Raw genomic sequence first — 26,724 nt, 5'->3', positions numbered from 1 at the left:
CACCGTCTCGTCAGACGCAGACGCGGGCGCACCAGCCGGCGCAGACGCACGACGCGACGCACGACGACGCGTACGCGCCGGAGCGACTTCCTCGGCAGCCGGGGGCTCAACCGCAGACACAGGCGCCTCAGCACCCTCCGCACCAGCCGCCACCACAACCTCCACCGTCTCGTCAGACGCAGACGCGGGCGCACCAGCCGGCGCAGACGCACGACGCGACGCACGACGACGCGTACGCGCCGGAGCGACTTCCTCGGCCACCGGTTCCATCGGCTCGGCCTCACCAGCGGTCGCGGCCGCCGCCTCGGTCTCTTCGTTCTCTTCTGCCCCAGTGGCCTCTACGGCCTCCGCTGCCGTGGCGGCCTCGGCGGGCTGCCCGGTCTCTGCGGTCGGTATGGCCGATGTCGTCCCGGTCACGATCTCGGTCGTCGTGGCCTCGGGGGTCGCGGTGTCGGCTGCGGCCGTCGGCGGGCCCGCCGGGCGCGACGCTGCACGGCGCCGACGGCGCGGCGGCAGGGTGTCGCTGGGGGTGTTGTTGTTCTCGGAGCCCTCGATGGGCTCGGTCGGTTCGAGCATGCGGGCGTTTCTCCCGTCAGGCTCCCGGGCGCCGCGCCTGGTCCGGCATCGCCGGTGACGTCCGCGGCTCGCGCGTTGCGCGGTGCCGCCGTCCGGGGCGCGGGCGCCGCACGGGAGCTCTCTGTGTCTTGTCTCGCCGGTTCCGTACGCCCATGTGCGCACGGCCTGGCGAAAGTCTTCTGGTCGATGCGCTGCCCGACCCAGGTGGCTCCCGAGTACGAGGGCGGCGCTACGACGTCCGTCCCTACGCGGGACCTTCCTTACGCCGACGCCGTCGCGGCGGCAGTCGCACCGGCCGTGACCGGCTCGGTCGCTGCTGCCTCGCGGTCGGGCGCGAGCGGGTCGGTCACCGTGCCGGTCTCTTCATCGAGCAGCCCCTGCGCCAGCCTGGTCACCGCTGCGGGGACCGGCGGCGCCAGGTCGGCCACGGCGCGGAGACCGGACAGGACGTCGTCGGGTCGTACGGCAGGCGTCACGTGCCGAACAACCAGCCGCAGTATCGCACAGGGCTGGTCGGTCGGCCTATCGGCATGCGAACTGTGTGTGTCCACGCTGTCCAGGCTCACGACCGCGGATCGGGCGTCGAAGGTGCGCACACCGTTCTTGGTCATGCGCTGGACCTCGACGGTGCCGGCCTCGTTGAAGGCCGCGACCGCACGCTCGGCGTCCGCGGGGTCCACGCCGTTCAGGCGCAGCTCCCACACCGATGCCGTGAGCCGGTCGGCGAGACCGGAGGTGTGGGCCTCGACCGCCTCGATGACATCGAGCCCGGCGGGCAGCGACTCGTCGAGGAGCTCACGCAGCTTGTCCGGGTCGCGCGCCTCGGTGAGCGCGACCTCCAGGTACTCCGCCTCGCTGCCCGTGCCGGTGGGTGCGGCATTGGCGTACGACACCTTCGGATGCGGCGTGAACCCCGCCGAGTACGCCATCGGCACCTCGGCACGGCGCAACGCACGCTCGAAGGCGCGCTGGAAGTCACGGTGGCTGGTGAACCGGAGGCGGCCGCGCTTGGTGTAGCGCAGTCGGATGCGCTGCACCGCGGGCGCGGGCGGCGGGCCTTCGGGCTGTCGCTTGCCCAGTGTCGTTCAGTCCTTCGTGAGAGCGGTCGTCCTGCTACCAAGAGTACGTGTCTCCCCGGCCATCGGTTCCCGGAGGGAGATCCTCCGGGAACTGCGGGATTCACCGAAGAGCGCGCGGCGCAGATCGGCACGGGTCTGCCGGGCGGTCTCGCGCGCGACGGCCAGCATCTGCCGCGCGGCCCGACCCACGCTGCGGGCGGCCTCGGCGGCGGGGCGCAGGACCGTGTCCCGGACGATGTGCCCGACGGGCGTCAGCACGGTCCGGTACACCCATCGCCCCGGCTCCAGGAAGATCCACCGGAAGAGGGTCCCGAGGAACCGCCCCACGGCGAGGGAGACATACCCGGCGACGCGCCAGGCGTGGCCGAACGCGGCGCCGATCTCCCGCCCGACGACCACGAGGACACGCCCGACCGGGGCCAGGACCCACCGCCACAGGGCCGTTGCGGGCACCACCAGCAGAACCCGCAGCAGCCACAGGAGGCCGGCTGCGCATCCGGTGGCCGCGACGAAGACGAGTCCGGCGAGACCGCGCGCCAGCCGGGCGATCCCGTGCCCGACCGGCGTCAGGACACTCCGGTGCAGCCACCGGGCCGGCACGGCCACCAGATACCGACCGAGCCACGCCACCACCGCGTACGCCCCGCCTCCGACGGCGACGAGGACGTATCCGATGCCCTTGAACAGCAGGGCCAGGACGTGTCCCACGGGGGCCAGCAGGCGTGCGGACACCCAGCCGAGCCCCGCACCGATGTCGCGCAGCACCCGGGCCGCGCCCCGTCCGAGGGGCCTCAGCACGGTCCGGTACACCCACTCGGCCGGTACGGCGACAAGGACCCGGCCCAACCAGGCGAACCCCGCCCCCAGCGGCACGAGCGCGTACCGCCACAGCGTCACCCACGGCCACACCAGCAACGCCCACGCCGCCCACAGCAGCGCTCGCCCCGCCGGCCGCAGTACGGCCCTGTGCAGGAACCGTCCACCGGCGACGAGCGCCTCCCACGCAATGCGCACCGGCACGACCAGGACGAGCACGACGATGCGCACCGGCATGCGGATCGCGACGGTGAGGCACCCCTCGGCGGGATCGGGCGACGGCGGCTTCTCCATGTCCATGCCGTGGTGGACGCTCCAGCGGCCCGCACGGATGCGTCGACTGACGCCGACGGCGCACATCACACCTCTCCCATCCGCAGTGATTCCCCGTCAGGAGGGACTGCGGCCCGGGCAGACAGAGCGAGGAGCGCACCTCCTATGCGCAGCGGATGTCCCCGTCGGGTCGCTCCCCTGTCGCCAGGAATCGGGAGACGGTGGCGTCGCCGCAGGCGTTTCCATTGGCGAGGTAGGAACCGTGGCCGGTGGAGTCCACGATCACCAGGACGGCGCGGGCACCGAGAGCGTCGCGCAGTTTCAGGGCGCCGCTCAGCGGGGTGGCGACATCGCGTTCGTTCTGCACGAGCAGGATGTCGGACGGCCCCCTCTCGGTGATCCGTATGGGCGCGTGCTCGGGCGGATACGGCCAGGCGGCGCACACCATCGCATTCCGGGGCATGCCCGCCGTCAACGGGTGTTCCTCGCGGCTCCGGGCGACCGCCCCTCGGTACTCGGCCGCCGACGTGGGCCACGCCACGTCGTTGCAGATGGTCGTGGCGGCGACCGCTGCGACGTTCTGCTGCGCCGCGTCCGAAGGCGCCGCGGGTGCGGGCGGCGCGGTGCCCTGCTGAGCCGCCAGCATCAGTCTCGCCAGAGTGGGGAAGCGACTGGGTGAGTAGAGGCTGTCCAGCATGGTCTGGCGCAGCACGTTGCCGTCCAGTTCCTCGGGGTTGGCGCCGGGCCAGGGGATCGGCGCCCGGTCGAGGTGCGCGGCGAGGTGCAGGAACAGGGGCCGTACCTCGGCGGCCGACGCGGCCACCCGGTCCGGATTGCCGGGCGCCGAGGCCCATTGGGCGAACTCGGGGAAAGTGTCCTCGACGCCCGTCTCGTACGCGGCGAGCCAGCCCCGGGCGACCCGGGTGGGATCGGGATCGTCGTTGCTGTCGAGCACGATGCGGTCGGTGCGCTGCGGGTACAACTGGCTGTAGACGGCGCCGACATACGTGCCGTACGAGACGCCCCAGGCGGAGAGTCTGCGCTCGCCGAGCGCCGCCCGGATGCGGTCGATGTCACGGGCCTCGTCGACCGTGCTGATGTGCCGTATCAGCTCACCGCCGTTGTGCACGCAGGCGGCTGTCATCCGTCGGGCGGTGACCACGTTCTGTCCGATGGACCCGTCCGGGGCGGGCCAGGGCCGCAGCTTGGAGACGGCGAGGTCGCCGTGGTCGAGGCCGCAGCTGACGGAGGTGGAGGGCGCGAGGCCGCGGGGGGCGAAGCCGATCAGGTCGTAGGCGTCCCGTGCGGACTGCGGCAGCTTCTGTCCCTTTCCCGAGGGGTCGTCGAGGCTGGAACCACCGGGGCCGCCGGGGATCAGCAGCAGCGCGCCCCGGCGGGCGACCGGCTTCTCGCTGGGGATCCGGGAGATGACGACGTCGATCTTCCGGCCGCCCGGGTGCGTGTAGTCCATCGGCACCTTCACCGACGCGCACTCCTGACGCGGATCGAGCCCGGTGCCCGTGCAGCGGGTCCAGTGCGGGGAGGAAGCCGGGGCGGGAGCCGCCGCGGACGCGGGTGCGGACATGGATAAGGGGGCGGCGAAGCCGAGGACGACGGCCGAGACGACCGTCCAGGCGGCCCTTGTGCGGGTGGTCTGCTTCATGCACACGAGCCTCGCGGATCGCGCCCGCCCTTCCCATCCGGCCAACGCCCTTGTCCCCACGGGGGTTTCCCCCAGCTCGCAGCCGGCTCCGCGCCAGGACCGTGCGCGGAGCAGAACGGCAGGTCCGGCGGCAGCGACAGGAAGGACGCGCCGCCGAGCCCCTCACCATCACGGAGGGGGCTCGGCGGTACGCCGTGCTCTGCGCTCCAGTCGAGCCAGCGGTCGCGGACCAGACATACCTGGATGGGGCCGCCGAAGTAGCGGACGGCGCCGGTGACCGGTTCGCTGACGATGACCTCGCCGGGGTTGGCGACCGATGAGTTCCGGAGCCCGGTGGGGTCTGCCTCTGCACAAGCGCAAGCTGCGCACGAGCTCTGTGAGGGGACCATGACCACCCACGCACTACCACCCGTCGTCGACGCCGCGACCTGGGAACGCCGGCTCGAAGCACTGCGTGCCCGGGAGAAGGCGGCGACGCGGGAGCTTGACGCCGTCGCCGCCGAGCGTCGTCGCCTGCCGATGATCGAGATGCCCGACTACACCCTCAAGGGCGAGGACGGCCTCGTTCGGCTGGCGGACGTCTTCGAAGGCAAGAGGCAACTCATCGTCTACAACCACATGTGGTTCGCCGGCCAGGAATGGCAGTGCCCGGGCTGCACGGGGTTCACCTCGCAGTACACCCGCCTGGAGTTCCTGGAGAACTACGATGCGCGATTCGTCATCGTCACCCAGGGCCCGATCGAAGAGGCACTCGCCTACAAGCGGCGGGTGGGTAACCAGATGACGTGGTACTCGACCGCCGACAGCTCGTTCGGGGCCGACGTCGGCGCACCGCGCGGCGGAGGATTCGCGGTCAATGTGTTCCTGCGCGACGGCGACACCGTCTATCGCACCTGGCACACCGACGGTCGGGGTACCGAGCAGCTCAGTCACACCTTCGCGCTGATCGACGTCCTGCCGTACGGACGGCAGGAGGAAGGGCAGGACTCCCCCGAGGGCTGGCCTCAGTCGCCCACCTACAGCCGATGGACGACATCCAAGGACATCGCTGCGCTCTATGGCTCGGGAACCCCCTGAGCACCTCCCGACCCTTCGTTCGCACGAGCCCGACCACCTCATGCGCCACCCGTCCACCGAATCCATGCCGACGGGCCCCTCCCATCGGGAAGGGGCCCGCTCACCTCAGTGCCCGTGACCGCTCGAAGCGGGCTCCGGCGCCGCGTTCTTGACCGTCGGAGGCAGAAACGCCTCTTGATCCGTCGCGCTGTGCAAACCGGTAGTTGGAGGCCCGATCGGTCGGGCCAGGCCCAAGGCTGCACTTCCCTGTTGCACTGCTTGCAAGGGGACCAGCAACAAGGATTGTCGTGTCAGCGCGGGCGCCCGCGCTGCCGACGATGGGGGCTCCGCGAAACCGGGGTCAGCTCACGGACTCCCCGACGGATTCCTCGAGGTGCGAACTTCAGTCCAGGTCCGAGCCGAAGGTCAGTTCGCCGAGATCACCATCGACGACGATATTGACCGTGCCGTTGATGATTACGCTCTCATTGTCGTCGCCGATCTGACAGGTGACGTCAGCGGCCTCATCGTCATCGCACGCGCTCAGCGCGTCTGAGCCGATCTCCGAGTCTGAGTATGCGCTGGCGGTTGAGGCGCCACCGAACAGGGCCATTACCGCAATCGCCGTTGTGACTCCAAGCTTGACGGATCGATACATTTAAGTCTCCTTCATCTTCACCCCCTAACTGACAGGTCGATTATCACTGAGCCGCGGTAGCGCCCCGTCGGCACCCACGCTACGCATTCGAGTGAAATTCGTATTATCTGACTGCTGTGGACAGGGAGAGAAAGGGACCGGGGTAGCCGCGGGTGGCGAGGATCTTCCAGACCGGCACCAGCCGGGCTACTCCACCTCGATACCGTAGTCCTGAACGAGCTGCTCCAGGCCCCCCGTGTAGCCCTTTCCGCCCAGCACGAAGTCCCAGTCGCCACCTGATCTGCGCCGGAAGGAACCGAGCACCAGCGCCGTTTCGCCGACGCGGCCGTCGGAGACCTCAAGCCGGTCGAGGTCGCTCATCGACGGGTCGAGCAGGCGGATGGAGGCATCGGTGAAACCGGAAAGATCGGCGTCCGGATTGATCTCCGGATCCACGGCCGCGACCAGGACGAACCGGTCGGCGCCCTGCGGCAGCGCGTCGAAGGAGACCCTGATCGCCGCCTTGTCCGGCGACGCGGCCGGCAGCGTACGTACCGAACCGTCCGGCGTCCGAGGGTTGTTGAAGAAGACGAAGTGGTCCTCGCTGAGGACCTGGTTGCCCCGGCAGACGAGTGCACAGACGTCCAGCGCGACATTGCCGGACCACGTCATGCCGAGCACGTTGTAGTCATCGGGCGGAGTCGCGGGATCGGACGGCTCCGGCTGCGCGGGAGCCGGACGGCCCCCTTCTCCCAGGCGTCCGCGGAGCCCATGGCGGTGCAGCAGGTCGACGAGTTCGCCGCCCTCGATCAGCTCCAGCGGCTTTCCGCGGGCGAACGTACGCGAACCGGGGCCAAATCCCGACGTGGTCACCAGAACACCCTTGTTGGCGCCCGCATCCTGGACCGTGCCGTACAGGTCGCGCACCGCGGTGGGCGGCACGGTGTTGCGGTAGCGCTTCACCTGAACGACGATCTTGCCGCCCCGGATGGGAGTCGGGTCCAGCGCGTCCACATCCACGCCACCGTCGTTCGAACGCTGCGTCGTCACTGCCTGCATACCCATGGCGCGGAACAGGTCGGCGACGAGGGACTCGAAGGCGATCGGGTCCATGTCGTACAGGTCCGGCTCCTCGCCACCACCGCCATGGGTGACGACCTGGTCCCCGACCTCCTCAGGCTGCCGGCTCGGCCGCACGGAGGCGAGTTGGTCGGGACGGGGCGTGAGCTGCCCACGCAGCGCTTCCGTCAGGCAGCTGGTCGCATCCACCTGTTCCAAGTGGAAGTCCGTGAAGGCTGCCCGCTGGGCCATGACGGTGGCCAGGAAGATATGGGACTGCCTGCCCGTCGCGGGGTCGGGGGCGTCCACGAAGCCGTTCAATGCCACCGAATCCAGAATGCAGTGCTCGTCCGCGGCGAAGAGCTGGTGCAGCACCAGCAGCACGCTCTGCGCCAGCACCTCTCGGTACAGTGCACGGCGCTGCGTCACGGGACGCGCCGTCTCCTTGTCCTGGTCCTGGGCCGGTACGTACCTCACCGACTTGGCCTCCGGGACGACGTCGTACCCGGGCAACTCCCAGTCCAGCACCAACTGCCTGGCCGCCGGGTCGAAGGCGGCCGTCAGTCGCCGGGGGAAGCCTTCAGGCCAGGCAGTCGACGCGTAGAGGGCGGCGGAGAAGTACTCGACCACGAGTTCAGGGTCGCCCTGTCTGACGCCTGCGGTCACCTCCGCGATGCCCGCGTTGTGCCGTCGTACCTCCGCTCGTTGCGCCTCGACTCTCTGCTCATGGTCCCGCCGGAAGGCGGCCAGTTGCTGCTGCCGCTGCGCCTCGGCGGCCTGCGCCTGCTGCCAGTCGTGCTCGAAACGAGCCCGCGCCTCGGCCTCCGCCTGTGCACGCCGGTTGGCTGTCCAGCCGCCCTGCGCCCGGTACTGGTTCGGATCCGGCATGCGTACGGGCCATGCGAGCCCGCCCGGGTCGAACGGTGGGATGCCTTCCACACGCAGCAAAGACGTCGCCCTGAAAGCCGGGGCCCGACAGCCTTCGGTCAGAAGTCCCTGCAAGGTCGCCACCTGCGCGTCCAGCTCCGCCGTCCGTCGCCTGGCCTCCGCCTGCCGGTACTCCCGGTGCCCCTGAGCCGCACGTCGCTGGAGGTCCCGCGCCAGTCGAGCCTCCTCTCGTCGCCGCCTCTGCTCGGCCTCGATCTGGCGCTGATGCGCGCGCTGCGCCTCAGCCCACGTGTTGACGAAACCAGCAGAGCGACGACTCATGCGCTCAGGCCCTCCCCAGGACGTCGGCAGCGCCGACCCAACTTTGGTTGCCCCCGCAACCAGTCGCGACAATCCGACTTTATCCAGCAATCACCGGCCCGGACATCCACTTGTCACGGCCGACCGAAATCGGCGGTCCGCGCAGGTCCCAGCGCGCGCACGGCACCGCGGTGCCGTGTCGACGCGGCCGGTCGGCCGGTCACGCCCCACACGCCTCCGTCGGACGACACGATCCAGCCGACACCTGTCAGCCATGCCCCGGGACACGTGCAGGTCGCGATCCGCACGGAGCTGTGGCTTGCCGGCGGCCGGCTCACGGAGCAGCTCACGTGTTACCCGCCCGCGGCGGAGTCCGGACCTCCGGCTCTCCCCAGTGAGTTGACGCATGGCCTTCAATTTTTATTTCCCAGACATTCCCGACGAACGCGCGCCATACAGGGATCCCGTGGTAGTTTTGGCCCAGTTGCGGTTTGATACCCACGAAACTCAGTGTGCGCCTGACGATATGTGATCCTTCAGGCGCCTTTTGTTTTCCCGCGCTCCGGGTGGGTCATTTCGGCAACCAGGGTTTGCACACACAGCGACCCCAAACCACCCATGTAAGGGGAAAAGGCATGGCCATCGGCACCGTGAAGTGGTTCAGCGCGGAAAAAGGCTTCGGATTCATCCAGCAGGACGGCGGCGACACCGACGTCTTCGCGCACTACTCGAAGATCGCTGCCCAGGGCTACCGCGAACTGCAAGAGGGCCAGCGAGTCAGCTTCGACGTCAACAGTGGCCCGAAGGGCCCTCAAGCGGAGAACATCCGGCCCGCCTGACGGACTCACCCCCGCAACGCCATCAACCGCGGCTTCCGCATTCCTGGTCCTACGCCTCCGCGAGCGTCGGACCAGGAATCTCTCGTCATTTCCCAGCCTGCGCAACAGCCCACCATATCGCCGTCCCTCGCTCGTCCCGACGACACCGCAGTACCCTGACCATGCCGAGAGCATTTCGCGCAGCGCAGCCACGGCGGTGCCGTTCCCGGCCGACAACGAAAACGGGCATTCGAAAGTCGCCCGGGACGGGATCGCGGGATGGCCGACGGCAAAACGTCCGCGGAAAGCGCATCGCCGAGTGGAGCACGCACATATCAGATGCCTCTGCCCCGGCTGACCCTCAGGCCGGACGTCAGCCACGGCCTGTTGGACGGGGCCTGGTGGCCGCGCTGCGGCGTGCTGGAGCTGGAGCTGCCCGCGCTGGTCGGCTCGCTCGACCCGGGATTCGGCACCGTCACGCGTGTCACCGTCGACACCGCCGCTTGGCCTGACGCGCCTCGTAGCGTCATGACGCCTGGCCACGCGATCGAGGTGGCCCTTACCGACGGCGATATCATGGCCCACGCAATCACCTTGGACGTCGGCCCTGTGCATCGATGGCAACTGCTGGTCGTCCCGCCCGCCCAGCCGCTCGGAACGGCCGTCTGGCTGCTGAGCGCTGTCGCCGACCCCGAGATCCGCCTGACAGCCCCGGAGATGTTGGCTCTCGCGGAAAACAGGGAATCATGTGGAAGGCCTGCTGCGGGCGGGCGACCGGGTCAGAACGGTCCACACGACCGTCGCCGCATGCCGCTTCGGCCCGAGTGACGCAAACCTCCACCGGACGCCACCGCCCGAGTACGGAGCCTGGAGAGCAGCGACGACAGACGCGGGCATACGCTTCAGGAAGGGGCGCACGTGGAGGCGCAGCAGACACCCGGCCCCCGGGCTTCGGCGTCCGCTTGCACGCCTCCACGCGCCCGCAGGAGGTACGCCATGGACCATGACCCTCTGCCCTCCGCAGACCATGCCGAGGTGCGCATCGTCGCAGCCACGCCGGAGGCCGCCCGTCGCGTCGCACAGGTGCTGCGTCGTTGTTTCGCCTCGACCGAGCAGCGCAGCTACCCGGCCGGCCCCGAAGGGGCGACCCGCCTCCATCTCACCATCGACACCGCTCACACCGCGCAGCCCGCACAGTCCTGGCTCGCGTCCAGCGAATCGTCCTTCGCGGAGGGCGATCCCGACGACGAGGTGTGACCAGACGGTGACCGCAAGCCCGCCACCCGATCATCGCCCGCACCGTCGGCCGCAAGCCCTGGAGCGACAGCAATGACGACACTCCGTGAACGCAAGACCTACCGCAGAGCGGTTCTCCAATCTCTGTACGGAGCGGTCGAATGCAATCGTCCGGACGTCAGCGGAGCAACACTCCGCGACGAGCTGCACGTGCCCGACGAAGACCTCACCGCGGCCTGCGCCTTCCTCGTCGGCGAAGGTCTGATCACGGTCGAGTGGACATCGCACAAGACCCCTGCCACCGTCTCGCTGACTCATGACGGCATCCGGTTCATGGAAGAGGAAGAGGAGGCGGGAGCGGCCGCTCAGGGCGACCACAGGAAAGATCGCCCTTGAGGCTCCGCCTCGGAAACGGTCGCGGGTCGCCCCAGGGCCCGGCAGCGGCGCCCGTGCCGAGACCGACGGCGCCGACGGGCAGGGGCGCGGAGGACCCACCGCGGCCGGCGCAGTGGCCGCTTCGTCCTCACTCACCCCCGCCAGGGCCCCGATCACCCCGTCGAGCGCCCCGCTCGCCTCAGTGCACGTGACCGCTCGTAGCAGGTACGGGCGCAGCGTTCTTGACCGTCAGAGGGAGCAGCTTCTTGCCGGTCGGGCCGATCTGGATCTGCGTGTCCATCTGGAGACGAACCAGAACGCAGACCGCAGCGGAGCAGAAGCAGTACGCCGTTGAGGCCGAGTGGACGGCGGCGGACCATGCCCTCTTAGAGGAGCTGAAGAAGGCGGAGGCCCTGTTACCGGACGATGCCCCGCGGGCCCTGTTGTCCGTCCGGCTGTCCGTCCTCACCGAGGACACGACGTCGCCAGTCCGGCAGGAACTCGATCTGCGCATGCTGGCCAGGGAGCGCGGCTACCGCGTCGTCGGCGTCGCCAGCGACCTGAACGTGTCTGCGACCAAGGTCCCGCCGTGGAAGCGCAAAGAGCTCGGCGACTGGCTCAACAACCGGGCGCCGGAGTTTGACGTACTGCTCTTCTGGAAGCTGGACCGCTTCGTACGACGACTCACCGACCTCAGCACCATGATCGATTGGTGCCTGAAGTACGGGAAGAACCTGGTTTCCAAGAACGACTCGATCGACCTGACTACCACGGCCGGGAAGATCATGGTCACGATCATCGGCGGTATCGCCGAGATCGAGGCAGCCAACACGAGCACGCGCGTGGCGAGCCTCTGGGACTACACCAAGACCCAGAGTGAGTGGCTCGTAGGCAAACCCACGTACGGCTACGAGACGGCACAGAACGAGAACGGGAAGGCCGTCCTCGTCATCGACGAGGAGGCGTACAGGGCACTTCATTGGTGCCGCAACGCTGCCATGAGAGCGAAGCCCGCATCCGCCCGGCGCATGGTCAGGGTCCTCGTACGTGCCGGACTCTGCGGGCCGGGCCTGACCACGTCGACTCTGATCCGTCGGCTCAGGAATCCGGCTCTCATGGGATACCGGGTAGAGGAGGACAAGAACGGAGGGGTACGCCGCTCGAAGATCGTGCTGGGCAGCGATGCGAAGCCCATCCGCGTAGCGGACCCGATCTTCACCGAGGATGAGTTCAGCAGTCTTCAGAAGGCATTGGATCAACGCCGGCGGGACCAGCCTCCGCGCAAGCCCGACGGGGCCACGAAGTTCCTCCGAGCCCTCATCTGCGATGACTGCGGCACCAACATGAGGGTGCACAAGACCGGCTACAACGGCAGGTCGTACGCCTACCTGCGGTGCTACGAATGCAAAAGCGGCGGCCAGGGCGCACCTCACCCGGAGGACATCTACAGGAAGCTCGTGGACGACGTCCTGAAGGTTCTCGGAGACGAGCCGGTGATGACGCGCGAGTATCGGCAGGGAGCCGAGGCCCGTAAGGAACAGCAGCGTCTCGAACAGTCCATCAGCTACTACATGACTGGCCTTGAGCCAGGAGGACGATTCACGAAGACACGGTTCACCAAGGAGCAGGCTGAGAAGGCGCTGGACGACCTCATCAAGCAGTTGGAGGCCATCGACCCTGAGACCACTCAGAACCGATGGGTAGCCGTGCACAACGGCAAGTCGTTCCGGGAACGGTGGGAGGAAGGCGGCATGGAAGCCATGGCTGCCGACCTCCTCCGGGTAGGCGTTAAGTGCAAGATCAAACGGTCCAAGGTGAAGGGGGTACGCGCACCGCACATCCATATGAAGCTCATGATCCCCAAGGACGTGCGGGACCGTCTGATACTCAAAGAAGACGACTTCGCCAAGGCCTTCTGACTGAGCCCAGGCAGATGAGCGCAGCCGCCTCCCCAATGCGTACAGGGAGGCGGCTTCTCGTTTCACGAGAACCACGATGCGGGGTCAAACGGCTCTTCTGCGCCGTCATCGTCAACGATCACGATCTCGCTCTCGATCAGGGTCACGGGTCTGCCGTCGTCGGTCCTAGCCAGCGACGAGTGCCGAGGCGGACGATGTTCACGTTCGGTCGGAGCAGCTATCGGCACCACTCCCCCTCATGCCTCCTTTCCAGGCCGAGCCGTCGAGACTCGGCAAGGTCTTCGGCGATGCCGGCGGCGATGAGTGCAGCGCCGGGTGTGTGGCCTGAGCCGACATAGCGCCAGTGCCGTTCAGTGAGCGCGTCGGGTAGGTCGGCGTGCCCCTGGTACTCGGCGCGTTCAGCGCGGAGTGCTGCGTACGTGGTGGAGTAGGCCCGGGATTTGGTGAGGATGTGACCCCGGTAGCCGAGGGTGTGGACCCAGGCGCGTAGGCGGAGAGGCGCGTACTCGGGAAGGCCGCCCAGCCGCCAGCAGGTCCGCATGAGTGCACGGGCGTGTTCGCTCACGGGCGCCGACTCGACGTCGCCCCAGGTCGAGAGCGGGTAGTCAGTGCCGGCGCCTGTGTCGCTCGCGCCCTTGGTGACGTACTTGGCGATGTAGGCGGCGACCGCGTCATCGTCAGGGCCGTCACCGTCGGTCCGCAGGGGCCGGGCGTCGGTCTGGGCGCCCCAGCGTAGGTTCAACTCGCCCACGGCGGGGCTGTAGGGCGTGCGGACCAGGACCTGCCGGGCGGAGGCGCGTACGGCATCGATGAGGAGTTCGGCCGTGCCCCAGGCCGGGGGTTCGACGTCCGGCCCGGCCGGACCGTCGAGGCGGACGACGGCATGGACGTGGACAGCCGCCCGCTTCTGGTATTCGCCGACGCGGGCGAAGGACAGTCGGGCGTGCTGAGCGAAGTGGGATTGCACCAGGCCTATGGAGGAGGCCAGGCGTCGCCGGACGTCGATGACGAAGCGGTCCCACAGCTTGGAGGCGTGTGCGTGCCACAGGACGTGGGCGGTGTAGTCGTAGCAGTCGGGGCAGAGCGGTTGGCCGATGCTCAATGCACCGGGCGCGTGGACGAGGCCGCAGCCGAGGGGAAGGCCATGTTCGCAGGTGCCGCCGTCGCGGCGGGGATGGCACAGCTTCGATGACTGGTGCACCGGGCCGAACGACGGAGCGGTGAGGGTGACGAACAGCCGCGGGCGATGGCGGACGGCATCGGGGACGTTTTTCCCGCCGAGGAGGCCGGCGCGGACGAGGTGGTAGGTGTCTCCGGCGTGGAGGCGGGAGCAGGCCGGGCAGATGGTTGCGCGGCGGTTGCGGCAGCGGACGAGGAGCCGTTCACCCGGTTCGTTGCGGGTGTCGTAGTGGTGGAGGATCTCGCCGGTTGTGCCGTCCACTGTGGTGGTGGAGCCGGAGAGGTGGACGGGGTGGGAGCAGCCGCCGGTGGCGGTGATCTGCTCCAGGAGGCGGGGGAACTTCGGGTCTTGTGCGAGGCGGATTGCGTCGCGGTCTGCTTCGGGGAGCTGACGCAGGCGCGCCGCGCGGTCGAGGGAGGCGCGCCGGTCAGCCGGAGTGAAGTCCGGGGTGATGGTGGTGACCTTCCGGGGTGGGCCGCCGAGGCGGCAGGGGCATGGACGGCTGGTGGTGCGGCGTGGGTCATGGGGATCACCTCCGTGTCGGGGCGGGTGGGTGGTCAGCGGATGGTTCCGGTGCCCCGGCAGACGCGGCAGCGGCGCGTGCGTCCAGTCCAGGTTTTGCGGGCTCCGTCGCCCTTGCAGTGGGGGCACCTCACGCGAGGCATGGGCATGGCTGTGTCCCTTCGGGTCAGTGGTGAGCGAAGCCGCTGATGAGCCAGGTCACGAGGCCGTGGACGGTGAAGACCACCGGGGTCTGGCCGAGGTAGAGGCCGAAGAGGCCGACGCAGACCGCTTCCCAGGCGCGCATGTCGCGGGAGCGGACGAGGAGGACGGTGATGATCCCGAAGATCACCGAGAACGTGAACGCCGTACCTTCGCTGATCACTTGTCGTCTCCTTCCGGCACCTCAAGGGCGCGGTTCAGGGCAGGCAGTTCCGGGGCCGTCGCGGCGTACTTCCGCGCCGTGGAGACGGCTTCTTCGGTCGGGGTGAGGTGGGAGCGGGCGCGGCTCCAGCCGCCGTCAGGGCCGGTGCAGACGGCCACGCCGCGTTCCTCCGCAGTGATCAACTGGGCGACCGCCACGGCGTCCTTGTTCAGGTCGCCCAGGGTCATTTCGGCCGTGGCAGGGTCGTTGACGCGGTGGCAGATCCGGCCGCCGAGCTGAGCCCGCAACGCGGTGACGCCGACGCCGAGGTCGGAGCCGACGCGTTGGCCGGCGACGTCCAGGTGCAGGCCGAGCGCGGCGCCGAGCTGCCCGATCCGGAGCAGGAGGGTGGAGCACTGTTCGGCTTCCGCCTTGCTCTCACGGGTGCCGTCGGACAGGTACAGTTCGGCGATCTCGTCCACGATCACGACGACCGGCACCGGCCGGAGCTTGTCCGGCAGTTCCCAGATGGAGCGCACCCCGGCCGACCGGCAGGCGCTCATGCGGGCCTGCATGTCGATCACGAGCGCGGAGAGCACGGCGACCGCTTCGCGTCGGCAGGTGGCCAGCGCGCTGAGCCGGTCGGCGAACAGGCCCAGCTCCATGCCGCCCTTGCAATCGATGCCGACCAGGGCGACCGGCTGAGGGGCGAGCTGGGTGATCAGCCGGGCCAGCAGCGTGGACTTACCCGAACGGGTGGCACCGGCAATGAGCCAGTGCGGGACCAAGCGCAGGTTCATCACCCAGGCGCCGCCGCTCTCCAGGACCCCGATGAGCGCCGAAAGCAACTCGGTCGGAGCAGACGCTAAGCCGGGCCGCTCAAGCGGATCGGTGGCCGTCGCCGTCAGCAGGATTAGCCCGCGTTCGGGCGAGGTGACCCGGACCGCGTGGACCTTCCACGTGTGCACGAACGCGTCAGTGGCCTTCAGGAAGGTCGCCGGGGTCTGTCCGGCATGGAGCCGGACCAGCACCGTCAACCCCATACGTGTGGCGCGCGGGAAGGATCCGCGGGGCCACCGGCCGCAGCGGGTCACCCTTGACGACCAGGTCGCCGAGCAGCCCGCGCGGCGGATGCTTGGACACGGCGAGGTCGTTGAGCATCGCCACCTTGCGCCAGGTGAACACGACCCGGCAGGCGGTAACCGGGTAGCCGATCAGGTACCAGTGCCAGATGGGGCGGTGCCGGCGGAGCAGGTCACCGACGGCGAGCACCCACGCCAGCACGGCCAAGCCGAGGGCGAGCAGGAGCGGTCCCATCAGGCGTCACCGCCCTTGGCGTGCGCCAGACCGGTCACGGGGGTGATCGCATCGGCGCGGAAGCTGACGCTGAGCGAGACATACGGGTGCCAGCTCGTTCGTCGCATGGCATCGTCGTGGCTGACTGTCTGTGGCTGAGGCATCAAGCAGGGGAGTCGCCGACCTCACGCAGACTTCACCAGCTGAAGCACCCCTCACGCTGCACCGTCATCGCTGTCCGCGTGTGCGTCCAGGAGCTGAGCGAGCCGGTCCACGACGGCCGGCCAGCCCGTCAGTCGCACCACTCCGCGTCCGTCCTCGTTCGTGGAGGCGACGGCCCGCACGGCGGACAGGTCCAAGCCCGCGCCGAGGAGTGCGCGATTTAGCCGGTCAGCTGCCTCACGCGCCTCACGCCAACCGGAGATGTAGTCCACCCGGGACACCCAGAGACCGGAGTCCGTCCCCGACAGATCGAGACCATCGTTCAGCCAGCCCTCTCCCGAGCCAGTCACCTTGCCACCTCTGCCCTGATCTAGGTAACAGATCATCAACTTCCTTGGACCGGGGCTAAAACGCAGCACGGCGGCCCCGGTACCATCAGGCACCGGGAACCGCCGTGTTCCCAGCCGGGCCACCCTTCGCTTTCCAGGGCTGACGGGGTGGCCCGGCCTATATGGGGATGTGAAGCGCGGACTCTCGCTCGGGAGGGGAGCCCCCGGGCCGTCCGAGAGACCGCGCCCCTTCGGCCGGAGTGGTCAGGCTCGGGCCGGTGACCGGGCCGGCGCCCCGCTCCCGATCGCGAGGGAGCAGAGCAGGGGTGGCGACCCGGCGTCTGTCAGGCCGACGACTCGAACCAGTCGGCCCGGACGCGATCAAGGTCGACCGGCACCACACTGACTTGCCAGCGCCCTTGAGTCCCGGCGACCACCACACCGCATCGGCCAGGCGCTGAACGATCATCAGCCCGCGCCCCCGGTCCGGTACGAGCGCTTCGACGAAGTCGCCAGCCAGGTCCGGCGAGAGGAACTCACCCGCCGGGAGGTCGGGAGGATTCGAGTCCTCGTCCAAGACACCGATCCCCAGCAGCCCCGGCCAGTTGATCAGCCACACGTCGATGCGCCTCTTCGCGCCCGGCATCGACAGGCGCTCATCCGGTACGGCGTGGTGGACGACGTTCCCCACGAGTTCCGATACGACGAGCTTCGCGTCATCGACCACGTACCCCAGGCCCCAGGTCGTGAGGTAGGAGCCGACCATGTCCCGCGCGGCCTTCACGCAGTCCGGGTCCTCTGCGTAGACCGTCAGCGCCCGGAAGTGGCCGCTAGAGGGGTCGTGCCACGAGCGGTGCGAAGCGCCCACCGTCGGGGCGTTCGCTGTGTGTTTGCTCTGCCGCGCTTCCACCGCGTTCCCTCCCGTGCACTGGCGAGCCCTTTGGCCTACCGAACTGTGGTGACCAGTGAACGGCGCGGCAGGCTTGGCCGGGAGCGTTCATCGGGGGGTTCACGTGAACACCGGCAAATACGAAGGGGGTTCAGCAATGAACCCCCCAACGCGACACTGCTGTGACACGATGAACACTCGCCGTAATCCTCGGGTTGGCAGGGGAGCATGAGCCGAGAACCGAACGCTCAGTTGATCGCGTTCATGGACGAGGCGAGGGTCTCCAACAAGGGGCTGGCCAAGCGGATGAAGGACGCTGCCGCCCAGCGAGGCATCAGTCTCGGAACGACACACATCGCTGTGCAGCGCTGGCGAGACGGCGTCGGCATCAAACCGGAGACGGCAGCGATCATGGCCGACGTCCTCAGTGTCAAGCTGGGCCGCCGCATCACACCGGGCGATCTCGGTTTCTTTGACCACACCCGGCCAACCACCCCTGAGCCGATCAGCTATCCGAGCACACTTCCCGACGCCCTGTCCATGCTGGACGGCCTCGCGCAGGAGTCGGCCGACGCCCCCGCCTCAGACCAGCTGATCATTGCGGACGCCGACCTCAGCTCAGCTGTCCTGTCATGGATGATCGCGCGGCCTGGCGGCGTCCAGGCCGACAAGCCTGCGCACCAACGAGTCGGCATGCGTGACGTACGCGCGGTCAGGGATGCAGCCTCGATGTTCATGCAGCTCGATTTCAAGTACGGCGGAGGCCACGGCCACAAGGCATTACGCCACTACTTCCGTCATGAGGTGCTTCCCCTGCTGAACGCCAGCTACAGCGAGAAGGTAGGCACAGCGCTGTTCGGGGCCGCCGCCGAGGTCTCGCAGTTGCTCGCATGGACCGCATACGACGTCGGCAACCACCGGCTTGCCCACCGCTACCTGACCTCCACACTGCGCCTGTCCCAGGTCATCAACGACCGGATGTTCGGGGCCCGCATCCTGGGCAACCTCAGCCACCAGGCCAACTACTTGGGCAACCACACCCAAGCCATCCAGCTTGTCCGCGCAGCCGTCGAGGGCGCCAAAGGCCAAGCCACCCCGCGAGCCATGGCGAACTACTGGGCGATGGAGGCCCGCGCACTCTCGAACGCCGGCGACCGGGCCGGAGCCGCCGAGGCGATGAACCAAGCGGAACGACACTTCGAGCGCGCCGAAAGCGCCGATGACCCGGCATGGCTGAGCTACTTCGATGACGCCGAACTCCTGGGCGAATTCTGCCACTGCTTCCGGGACTTGAAGATGCGACGGGAAGCCGTCGAGCACGCACAGCGCGCCGTCGACACCACCGATCCGCAATACGCCCGCACATTGGGCTTCTGCCGCATGGTGCTCGCCCAGAGCCAGCTACTGAACGGTGAACTGGAAGCCGCCGTCACCACCGCAAGCCTTGCCGTGGACGGCGGCGACTCCCTCCAGTCCTCCCGCTTCCAGCGCTACGTCACCGACTTCCAGGCCGCGGTCAGCGCACACGCCGCGCACCCCGCCGTTGCTGCCTTCAACGAGCAGGTAAGCGAAGCGCTCGCCCGTCTGGACGACGAGGACGAGTAGCAGCTACCAGGGACGCCAATCCCGCGGAGCATCGTCGTTACGCAACCCAGCGATGCGCCGGCGGTACTCGGCCGCTGTCTCCTCGTTCTCCTGGACGTTCTGCATGAGCCACGTCGTCATGCCGAACTCTTGGAGCCGCCGGAGCGTGTCGTAGCCGTGCCAGTCGTACAGGTCCCGCCCATACGCCCCCACGAAGTCCGCGTACTGCTCATCGGTCTGCCACCCAAGGCTGTGATGCTCGACCGCCGTGACCATCAGGTCCCACTCCGGGTGATCGAAGCAGAAGGCCTCGAAGTCGATCAGGATCACCTCATCCCGGTCGTTCACCATGAGGTTCTGCACGTGAGCATCACCGTGCACAGGCCCCTTCGGAGTCTCGAACCTCAACTCCTCGAACTGACCGCGCAGCTCCTGCCACCGCTTGCGGAGGAAGATCCGGTCATCGTCCGGGATCGGCGCCTTACTGATCCGCAGCTCTTGCTTGTCGAAGGGGTCGAAGGCCGGCAGCTCAAGACTGGCGGGCACCGTCATGGAGTGCAGGTCTCTCAGGATGCCGCCCAGTTCGTCGTACGTGGCCTTACGGTCGCCCTCGGCAATGAGGCGCCAGAAGGTCACCGGGTAGCCGTCGACAAGGAAGGGCTGTTCCAGGCCGTCAACGAGTCGGGACGCCGGGAACCCCTCTGCGGCTAGCCACCTCGCAACAGCAACCTCGACACGAGCCTTCGGCAACCACGGTTCGCCCCGAGCCACTCGAACGATCACCGGCGCCGTGGCCAGTCGGAACAGAGCGTTCTCTCCCAGCCGGATCAGCTCAGCGCCTCTGTCATCGAGCCCCGCAGCCCGACACGCGGCACTCATCACCCGCGTAGCCCTAGCCGACGTGAACCCCTCTTCCGATCGAGCAGCGTCAACCGCCATGCCCGTACCAGCTCCCCTAGTCGCGCGCGATCAACCAGTGCGGGCCTCGGGTGACCAACCCAACGCGCACCGGACACACGAGCACGACGGTACCCACGAACAGACGGTCTCACCGAGGGCGGGAGCTCTCAGCTTGGGAAGCTGTGTCGGCGACTACCTGGTCAAGCCCTTCAGCCTCACCGTTCTGCTGGCCCGCCTCCGCGCCCACCTGCGCCGACAGACCAGCACGTCGCAGCCGCAGCCCCCACTACGGCTCGGCGACCTGGTCATCGACATCACGTCCCGCCGCTGCACCCTTCACGACACGGACGTCCCGCTGCGGCCGAAGGAATTCGACCTCCTCGCTCTGCTCGCCCGGAATCCCGGCACCGCCGTCTCGCGCGAAACGCTGATGGCACAGGTGTGGGACGAGAACTGGTTCGGCCCCACCAAGACCCTGGACGTCACCATGGCCGACCTGCGTCGCCGTCTCACCCAGGCCGCCGAGGAGTCCGCCCGCCCTTGCCGGTTGCCTCACATCACCACGCTCCGAGGGCATGGCTACCGCCTCGAGCGCTGCGGCTGGAGCGATGGGGCCGAGACGGAGAGTTGACTGGCCCTCGCGTGTTCGCGCAATAGGGTCTGCACTCATTCGGCCGACGCCATCCGGTCAGCGACCGCCCCACGAGAGTCTGCGGACATGCACCGGCCGCCTGCGGCGTCCGCGGCTCGCCAACGTGGGCCGGGGCGGCGCGGTTCTCCGCGCCGCCCCGGCCCACTGAGCCTGCCCGGCCGGGTGGGCCAGCCGGGCGCTGTGCGGTCTGTCAGCCCATGTCCGTCAGGAGGGCGTTCAGTTCCTTCTCCTGCTGCGCAGGCGACATCGGCGGGTTCGAGTGATCGATGCCGAAGGTCTTGAGCACCTTGTCCATCTGGGCGTCGATGGAGGTCCAGCCGGTCTGGTCCAGCGGCTGCAGCGAGGCCTGGTCGGCGTCCCACAGGTCACGCAGCTTCTGGGCGGCCGCGTGCGCGCCGGTCGCGTTCCCCGAGCGTGCGTCCTTGAGCGAGGTGGACGCGAGGGTCTTCAGCGCGGCGACCTTGGCGGGCGGGAACTTCTTCACCGCCTGGCCGGGAGCCATCTGGACGGCGGAGGTGTTGTCCTCCTCCGGCGCCGGGCCGACGTGCGGCTGGCTGTGGGCCCAGACCAGCAGGCCCACGGTGGCGACGGCGAGCAGTCCGAAGCCGGCCAGCGCGGTGCGCTCCTTGCGCGGGTTGCTAGTGGCCGGTGCCGCGTGGGTCGCCTCGTGGGTCTCGGTCACGTCCGAGCGCGTCACCGTCAGGTAGACCACCGTCGCCAGGATCAGGCCGAGGAAGATCAGGCTGGTGGTGAATGTGCCCAGGTCGAGACCGGTCGGGTCGCCCGGGTTCTGGGCGACCTTGGGGGAGGCGAGCCAGTCGCCGATGTTCGCGCCGAGCGGGCGGGTCAGGATGTAGGCGAGCCAGAAGGACAGCACCGGGTTCGCGCCGACCTTCCACAGCGCCGTGATCGCCGCGATGAGGCCGAGCGGCAGCAGGACCGACACGCCCGGGCTCCAGCCGGTGAGCTCGAGGGTCCAGTCGCCGGTCGCGGTGCCGAGCGCGAAGGTGACGAGAACGGCGAGCCAGTAGAACGACTCACGCGGCAGCGTCGTGACCGAGTGGATCGACAGCGTGCGCTCACGCAGCCACCAGACACCGAAGACCACCGCGAGCAGTACCGAGAAGACCGCAGAACTGATCCACAGCGGCACGTTCAGCTGGTCGGTCAGGATGTCGGTGTACAGGGTGCCCGTGACGCTGACAACGACCACGGTCAGCCAGTAGGGGAACGGGACGTACCGCTTCAGCCGCAGCTGGACGGCCAGCACCACCACGAACACCGCGGTGAAGATCCAGGCCGTGTTCACCAGGCCGACGCCCAGCTTCATGTTGATCCAGTCGGCGAAGCTCTCACCGACGGTCGTGCACAGGATCTTGATCACCCAGAACCAGATGGTGACCTCGGGAACCTTGTTGAGCATGAGCCGCCCGCTGCGCGCGCGTGCTTCCGTTGTCGTTGTCATGCAGGGAGGTTTACGCGGGGAATCTGCACATAACCTGACTACGCGGTTGCACGGGCGGCCGGGAGCGTCACCTCGACGTGACCGCGGCCGTCCGCGATCGCGCGGACCTCCGCACCGGCCGAGGCGGCGATGCGCCGGACCACCGGCAGCCCCAGCCCGTACCCGTCGCCGCCGGTCACACCCGCTTCGAAGACCCGGTCGACCTCCGTGGGGTCGAATCCGGGCCCGTCGTCAAGGACATCGACCACGATGGCCTCGCCCTGGTCGCGGGCGGTGATCCACACCCGGGACTTCGCATGCCGCAGGCCGTTGTCCAGCAGGGGTGACAGCAGCGACACGGCGACGTCGGCTGCCACGGCGACCTCGACCTTCGAGGGAAAGGCGACCTCGACCGCGCGGCCGGCGATCGCCTGCCGTGCGGCGGAGCGCAGGTCGCACCGGGTTCCCTTGTCCGTCCGTGCGCGCGCGGCGCGCAGAAGCGTCGTGATCGCCGCATCGAGGCGGTCGACCTCGCTCAGCACCGCCTCCAGCGGCACCGGCCCGCCGGACAGCTGCGCCAGCTGCGCCTCGGCCCGCAGGACCGTGAGCGGTGTCCGCAGCTCGTGGGCGATCTCATCGGTGAGCTGGCGCTCGTCCGCCAGCGCGTTGTCGACGCGCTCCAGGAGATGGTCCAGGGTCCGCCCCAGTTCCCCGAACTCGTCACGGGGGACCCCGAGGTTGAAGCGGCGCCCGGGTTCGTGATGGCCCCAGTCGTCGGCGAGGGCGGCCATCTCGTGCACGACCCGCAGCGCGCGGCGCACCACGAGGTGGGCGACACCGCCGGCGAGGAGGATTGAGAGCCCGCCCAGTATCAGCGACAAGGTCAGGCTGCGCTGCTCGGATGTCTCGTAGGGCGTGAGGTCCACCCGGACGATTACCATGACGTGGTGGCCGTGGATCGGGACCTGCCGCGCGTACAGGAGGTAATCGCCGACCGACGCGGTCTGCGATCGCCCCGAGTCCGCCAGCTCCTCGACGCGATCGACCACGCTCGGCGGCACGTTCCCGTCGATCAGGCGGCCGTCGGCATACACCCAGGCGACCTCGTCCAACGCCTCGCTGCCGTTCTCGGTCAGTACGACACGGCCGCCTTTGGCGGTGACGTTCGCCGCGACCGCCTCGGCGCGAGTACGTGCCAGATCGTGCGCGTCGGCGTCCGTCACCCGACTCAGCAGCACGTGCGAGACCACGACCAGGATCGCCACCACGGCGGTGGCGATCAGCACAGTGAGCGCGACGACCCGCTTACGGAATCCCGTCACTGCCATCGGTAGCCCACGCCGCGGACGGTCACCAGACGCTCGGCCACACCCAGCGGACCGAGCTTGGCCCGCAGCCTGCGCACATAGGAGTCGAGGGTGTTGCCGCTGACCTGCGCCCCGTGCGGCCAGCCGGCAGCGATGAGGGCGTGGCGGCGTACCGCGTCGCCCGGCGAGGCGATCAGGCGGCCCAGCAGCCGGAACTCGGTCGGGGTCAGGCTCATGCTCACCGAATCGTAGGTCACCACGTGCTTCGCCGGATCGAGGACGACCTCGCGCGGTGCGGGCGCGACAGTGGCCCGGCGCAGCAGCGCTCGGACGCGGACCAGCAGTTCCGGGATGTCGAAGGGTTTGGTCATGTAGTCGTCGGCGCCGGCCTCGAAACCGCCCACCTTGTGATGCAGGCCGTCGAAGGCGGTGAGCATCAAAACCGGCGCGTCGACGCCGCGAGCCCGCAGGGCCAGGCAGACGTCGCGGCCGTCGGCGTCCGGGAGCCCGAGATCCAGGACGATCAGGTGGAGCTCCGGTGCGAGCTGCCGCAGCAGGCTGTCGGCCGTGGCGGCGACGGAGACGGTGTGGCCGTCGTGCTCCAGGGCGCGCTTGAGCACGCCGCGGACCGCCGCGTCGTCTTCGCACACCATGATGAAAGCCACGTGCTGACCCTAGATACTCCCGTCCCAGTTCTCCATCTTCCCTGGTCAGGCACCTGACGGCCGGGAGCGACCGGGGACCCGGTGCGGTTCCGGCGGGCGATGGTGCTGCCGGCACGGCAGGGAACCAGGTTCCGGTGATCGCGAACTGCTGCAGGCGGACGAGGCCGCCGTCCGGGGCGTGATCCACAGGCCCAACGAGATCGGCCTAGTTAGGCCGTGCAGCCCGCGCTCGCCGAGCAGGGTGCGCGACTTCGCCGAGTCGTAGCCCGGCACGCTGACAAGGCTGTCGGCGTTTCCCGAGCAGGTCGGCCGTTTCTGCAGCGGTGATCTCACGGTGCTCAGGTCGCTCGCAAGCGAGGTAGCCGCTCACGTCGTAGCGACGTGAGCGGCTACCTCGCTTGCTTGGTACCTGCCAAAACAAGACCAGTCGCCGCGATCTAGTCGTTTCCGTTCTCAGGTTCGTGGCCGATATCCATCGGCATCGCCCTCGACATCGAACTCGGTGTCCAATCCCGCCTGTCTGACCCGGGTGGTAGCTGTTCAAGATCAGCTGACAGGCGGGGCAGCTGAAGTGATCGGCGCCGACAGACATGGCCAGAAACGACTAGCCAGGTGACGCCCTCGGCCACTCGCATGCCCCCTGTTCGTGGGGAGAGGTCCTGTTGGCCGGGGCCGGAGTGTCAACCGGCGAGGCCGGTGGCCGCCCACGGCACGGGGTTCGCAATCTCGTCAACGCGGATGACGCGCCCGTTGGCGATCTCCAGCCGGAAGACGTAGACGTTGTGGTACGGGAGGTTGGTTCGGGTGATCATGTCGCCGCGAGCGTGAAGGTGGACGTATCGCGCGTCGTGTGACACCGACCACTCCCGATCGACCAGACGCAACTGGGGGAGGTTGGACATGGCCAGTTGCAGGTAGCCCATCGCCTTCTCGATCCCGTCGAACACGGCCCAAGGCTCGGGTGTGCCCTCGATCGACATTGGGAAGATGATGGTGGTCTCGTCGGTCAGCAGTTCACGCATCCCGGCTGCGTCATGCGCCTCCCACCGTTCAAAGTACTGCTTCGCGGTGGTGAGTGCGTTCTCATGCTCGATTGCCATGACAGTTCCATTCGCTTGGAGGGTAGTGCGTCCAAGGACGACACACCCAGCATCCGGCCACGAGCCCGTGGTTCCCGAGCCTCCTCGTCCCTAGCACTGGTAGTACCAGGCACTCCCGCGAGGCAGGGGTGACACTGGTGAGATGACTGCTCAGGATCTGCTCGCCTTCGGAACGCGTCTTCGCGAATGGCGTGACCGCACCGCGCCCGAAGAACTGGGACTCCCGGCCGGACCCCGGCGCAAGGTTCCCGGGCTTCGCCGCGAGGAGCTGGCCGCGTTCGCCGATCTTTCCGTTGACTATCTGATCCGCTTGGAGCAGGGCAACGCGGTACATCCGTCGTCCGAGGTCATCGCCGCACTGGGCCGCGCGCTGCGCCTTCCCCGCGCCGAGATCGACCTGCTCCATCAGCTCGCTGGCCTCGTGCCACCCACGGACCTTGAGGTGCCCATTCATCTGTCGCCCGGCACGCAACGCCTGCTCGATCGCCTCGGCGATGTGCCGGTAGCCGCTTACGACGCAACCTGGACCCTCATCGCCGCCAACTCGATGTGGCGACAGTTGCTCGGCACTGCCGACAGCACACCAGGGGTGAATCTCGTCCATACGACATTCACCGACACGCCGACGCGTGTGAGGACCACCCCCGAGTATCGCGACCGGCTGCGCCGTTCCCTGGTCGCCGATCTTCGTTCCAGCAGCGTCCGCTACCCGGCCGATCGCCGCCTGCAGGCGCTCCTGCGGGACCTGATCGACCACAATGTGGCCTTCGCCGCGGCATGGTCCGACCGACGCGCTGAGCCGTTCACCGCGGAGACGAAGCAAGTCGAGCACCCCGACTTCGGCAACCTCTGGTTCGACTGCGATGTCCTAAACGCAGCAGACGGCGACACGCGCGTCGTCGCCTACACAGCGCCGCGCGGGTCTCTCAGCGCAGAAGCGCTGACTGCGCTCCGCACCTCATCACCACACCAACTGGCCTGCAACGCCACCTTGTGACGCTCGCGCCGATCTCGCGTCCGCCCTCGACGGTTGCGGTGACCCCACCTCGGGACTCCCTCTCAGAAGCGTGAAGCCGCTGGGTCATGCGAAGTTCGCCTTCTCCTTGCGTGGGAGGAAGGCGACCGGGCTGCCACGCGTCCCTTTGCTGCCCAGCTCGCTCAGGGGCGCGGGAGGCGGGTGGCGGTCTCCAGGTAGAAGGCGTCGATGCTCTGGACGGCGCGTTCGAAGTCGTCCAGGTTGACCGGCTTGGTCACGTAGGCGTTGGCGTGTTTGCGGTAGGCGCCGGTGACGTCTTCGGGGGCCGAGGAGGTGGTGAGGACGACGACCGGGATGGTGCGCAGGTCTTCGTCCTCCTTGATGACGGCGAGGAGTTCCCGGCCGTTCATGCGCGGCATGTTGAGGTCCAGGACGATCAGGTCGAGGCGGGGGTTGGCCCGGTCGCGGAGGTATTCGAGGCCAGCTACGCCGTCCTGGACCTGGGTGAGTTGCCGGGCTCCGCGTGCCTGGAGGGCGTCCTCGATGAGCAGTGCGTCGGCCTCGTCGTCCTCGACGAGCAGGACGCACCGGCACCGCGGGCAGGACCGAGAACTCCCAGATCGGGACTTTCCTGGCCTACGCCTCCTCGAAGGGCCGCGCGCTGATCGACCGCGAGCTGT

At 68.5% G+C, this 26,724-nt stretch carries 24 protein-coding genes and 2 pseudogenes; 9 read left to right on the top strand and 17 right to left on the bottom strand.

The genetic code is table 11. The features are described 5' to 3' along the window. The 4 genes and pseudogenes from AB0L95_RS38805 to AB0L95_RS38790 form a co-directional block, all read right to left on the bottom strand. Positions 1-576: pseudogene (locus AB0L95_RS38805) on the bottom strand (ribonuclease E/G); the annotation flags it as partial. 260 nt (positions 577-836) lie between these two features. After that, the gene (locus AB0L95_RS38800) at positions 837-1,613 is read right to left on the bottom strand and encodes a TIGR03936 family radical SAM-associated protein (protein ID WP_365170859.1); all 777 of its coding nucleotides are present in this window, start codon (positions 1,611-1,613) and stop codon (positions 837-839) included. Positions 1,614-1,661: 48 nt separating this feature from the next. Then, positions 1,662-2,771 carry a hypothetical protein gene (locus AB0L95_RS38795; protein WP_365170871.1) on the bottom strand — a complete coding sequence of 370 codons (1,110 nt, stop codon included), beginning with the start codon at positions 2,769-2,771 and terminating at the stop codon, positions 1,662-1,664. Positions 2,772-2,907: 136 nt separating this feature from the next. Continuing rightward, positions 2,908-4,407, bottom strand: coding sequence for an alpha/beta hydrolase (locus AB0L95_RS38790; protein ID WP_365170857.1), 1,500 nt, complete (start codon positions 4,405-4,407; stop codon positions 2,908-2,910). Positions 4,408-4,794: 387 nt separating this feature from the next. Here AB0L95_RS38790 and AB0L95_RS38785 point away from each other — a divergent pair, with 387 nt between their 5' ends. Beyond that, on the top strand, positions 4,795-5,484 hold the full coding sequence (locus tag AB0L95_RS38785) for a DUF899 family protein (RefSeq protein WP_365170855.1): 690 nt from the start codon (positions 4,795-4,797) through the stop codon (positions 5,482-5,484). A 382-nt stretch (positions 5,485-5,866) separates the two neighbouring features. On the opposite strand, the gene AB0L95_RS38780 is transcribed toward AB0L95_RS38785, so the two are convergent. Together AB0L95_RS38780 and AB0L95_RS38775 are read right to left on the bottom strand one after the other, a co-directional pair. Next, positions 5,867-6,121, bottom strand: a complete 255-nt coding sequence (locus AB0L95_RS38780) for a hypothetical protein (RefSeq protein ID WP_365170853.1) — start codon at positions 6,119-6,121, stop codon at positions 5,867-5,869. A gap of 186 nt (positions 6,122-6,307) precedes the next feature. Then, positions 6,308-8,368, bottom strand: a complete 2,061-nt coding sequence (locus AB0L95_RS38775; RefSeq protein WP_365170851.1) for a restriction endonuclease — start codon at positions 8,366-8,368, stop codon at positions 6,308-6,310. A gap of 614 nt (positions 8,369-8,982) precedes the next feature. On the opposite strand from AB0L95_RS38775, the gene AB0L95_RS38770 reads away from it, so the two are divergent. From AB0L95_RS38770 to AB0L95_RS38750, 5 genes are all read left to right on the top strand, one after another. Next, a complete protein-coding gene (locus tag AB0L95_RS38770; protein WP_365170849.1) occupies positions 8,983-9,186 on the top strand; it encodes a cold-shock protein in 204 nt (67 codons plus the stop codon). A 318-nt stretch (positions 9,187-9,504) separates the two neighbouring features. After that, positions 9,505-9,993 carry a DUF5994 family protein gene (locus AB0L95_RS38765; protein ID WP_365170847.1) on the top strand — a complete coding sequence of 163 codons (489 nt, stop codon included), beginning with the start codon at positions 9,505-9,507 and terminating at the stop codon, positions 9,991-9,993. Between the two features lie 168 nt (positions 9,994-10,161). Next, on the top strand, positions 10,162-10,422 hold the full coding sequence (locus AB0L95_RS38760; RefSeq protein ID WP_365170845.1) for a hypothetical protein: 261 nt from the start codon (positions 10,162-10,164) through the stop codon (positions 10,420-10,422). A gap of 72 nt (positions 10,423-10,494) precedes the next feature. Continuing rightward, positions 10,495-10,797 (top strand): hypothetical protein, encoded by a 303-nt coding sequence (locus AB0L95_RS38755; protein WP_365170843.1) that lies wholly within the window; start codon positions 10,495-10,497, stop codon positions 10,795-10,797. Between the two features lie 272 nt (positions 10,798-11,069). Further along, positions 11,070-12,695 carry a recombinase family protein gene (locus tag AB0L95_RS38750; RefSeq protein ID WP_365170841.1) on the top strand — a complete coding sequence of 542 codons (1,626 nt, stop codon included), beginning with the start codon at positions 11,070-11,072 and terminating at the stop codon, positions 12,693-12,695. 217 nt (positions 12,696-12,912) lie between these two features. Here AB0L95_RS38750 and AB0L95_RS38745 read toward each other — a convergent pair whose 3' ends face one another. The 5 genes and pseudogenes from AB0L95_RS38745 to AB0L95_RS38725 all read right to left on the bottom strand — a co-directional run bounded on the left by AB0L95_RS38745 (position 12,913) and on the right by AB0L95_RS38725 (position 17,395). After that, positions 12,913-14,271, bottom strand: a complete 1,359-nt coding sequence (locus AB0L95_RS38745) for a replication initiator (RefSeq protein ID WP_365170869.1) — start codon at positions 14,269-14,271, stop codon at positions 12,913-12,915. A gap of 292 nt (positions 14,272-14,563) precedes the next feature. Then, positions 14,564-14,761 carry a hypothetical protein gene (locus AB0L95_RS38740; RefSeq protein ID WP_145887025.1) on the bottom strand — a complete coding sequence of 66 codons (198 nt, stop codon included), beginning with the start codon at positions 14,759-14,761 and terminating at the stop codon, positions 14,564-14,566. Then, a pseudogene (locus AB0L95_RS38735) lies at positions 14,758-16,057 on the bottom strand (FtsK/SpoIIIE domain-containing protein). Before AB0L95_RS38735 ends, AB0L95_RS38740 begins: the two are co-directional and overlap by 4 nt. A 194-nt stretch (positions 16,058-16,251) precedes the next feature. Next, positions 16,252-16,548 carry a hypothetical protein gene (locus tag AB0L95_RS38730; RefSeq protein ID WP_365170839.1) on the bottom strand — a complete coding sequence of 99 codons (297 nt, stop codon included), beginning with the start codon at positions 16,546-16,548 and terminating at the stop codon, positions 16,252-16,254. 157 nt (positions 16,549-16,705) lie between these two features. After that, complete coding sequence (locus AB0L95_RS38725; RefSeq protein WP_365170837.1) at positions 16,706-17,395, bottom strand: ATP-binding protein; 690 nt, start codon at positions 17,393-17,395, stop codon at positions 16,706-16,708. Positions 17,396-17,644: 249 nt separating this feature from the next. Between AB0L95_RS38725 and AB0L95_RS38720 the strand changes: the two genes are divergently transcribed. Continuing rightward, positions 17,645-19,021 carry a sporulation protein gene (locus AB0L95_RS38720; RefSeq protein WP_365170835.1) on the top strand — a complete coding sequence of 459 codons (1,377 nt, stop codon included), beginning with the start codon at positions 17,645-17,647 and terminating at the stop codon, positions 19,019-19,021. Between the two features lie 3 nt (positions 19,022-19,024). Here AB0L95_RS38720 and AB0L95_RS38715 read toward each other — a convergent pair whose 3' ends face one another. Continuing rightward, positions 19,025-19,939: an aminoglycoside phosphotransferase family protein gene (locus AB0L95_RS38715; RefSeq protein WP_365170833.1), complete on the bottom strand. Its 915-nt coding sequence runs from the start codon at positions 19,937-19,939 to the stop codon at positions 19,025-19,027. A gap of 133 nt (positions 19,940-20,072) precedes the next feature. On the opposite strand from AB0L95_RS38715, the gene AB0L95_RS38710 reads away from it, so the two are divergent. Continuing rightward, a complete protein-coding gene (locus AB0L95_RS38710; protein WP_365170831.1) occupies positions 20,073-20,531 on the top strand; it encodes a response regulator transcription factor in 459 nt (152 codons plus the stop codon). A 211-nt stretch (positions 20,532-20,742) separates the two neighbouring features. On the opposite strand, the gene AB0L95_RS38705 is transcribed toward AB0L95_RS38710, so the two are convergent. From AB0L95_RS38705 to AB0L95_RS38690, 4 genes are all read right to left on the bottom strand, one after another. Beyond that, on the bottom strand, positions 20,743-22,017 hold the full coding sequence (locus AB0L95_RS38705) for a hypothetical protein (RefSeq protein WP_365170829.1): 1,275 nt from the start codon (positions 22,015-22,017) through the stop codon (positions 20,743-20,745). 38 nt (positions 22,018-22,055) lie between these two features. Then, positions 22,056-23,324, bottom strand: a complete 1,269-nt coding sequence (locus AB0L95_RS38700) for a HAMP domain-containing sensor histidine kinase (RefSeq protein ID WP_365170827.1) — start codon at positions 23,322-23,324, stop codon at positions 22,056-22,058. Continuing rightward, positions 23,315-23,968 (bottom strand): response regulator transcription factor, encoded by a 654-nt coding sequence (locus tag AB0L95_RS38695; protein WP_365170825.1) that lies wholly within the window; start codon positions 23,966-23,968, stop codon positions 23,315-23,317. Before AB0L95_RS38695 ends, AB0L95_RS38700 begins: the two co-directional genes overlap by 10 nt. A gap of 680 nt (positions 23,969-24,648) precedes the next feature. Further along, positions 24,649-25,068 carry a nuclear transport factor 2 family protein gene (locus AB0L95_RS38690; protein ID WP_365170823.1) on the bottom strand — a complete coding sequence of 140 codons (420 nt, stop codon included), beginning with the start codon at positions 25,066-25,068 and terminating at the stop codon, positions 24,649-24,651. A gap of 142 nt (positions 25,069-25,210) precedes the next feature. Here AB0L95_RS38690 and AB0L95_RS38685 point away from each other — a divergent pair, with 142 nt between their 5' ends. Then, positions 25,211-26,065, top strand: a complete 855-nt coding sequence (locus tag AB0L95_RS38685) for a helix-turn-helix transcriptional regulator (RefSeq protein WP_365170821.1) — start codon at positions 25,211-25,213, stop codon at positions 26,063-26,065. Positions 26,066-26,226: 161 nt separating this feature from the next. Here the strand turns inward: AB0L95_RS38685 and AB0L95_RS38680 are convergent, their stop codons facing one another. Continuing rightward, positions 26,227-26,625, bottom strand: a complete 399-nt coding sequence (locus AB0L95_RS38680) for a response regulator (RefSeq protein WP_365170867.1) — start codon at positions 26,623-26,625, stop codon at positions 26,227-26,229. Between the last annotated feature and the right edge of the window lie 99 nt (positions 26,626-26,724).

This window comes from Streptomyces sp. NPDC052036 (genome assembly GCF_040680495.1).
Classification (GTDB): domain Bacteria; phylum Actinomycetota; class Actinomycetes; order Streptomycetales; family Streptomycetaceae; genus Streptomyces.
Note: the sequence above shows the minus strand (reverse complement) of the source record. Positions and strands in the feature narration are given on the sequence as shown.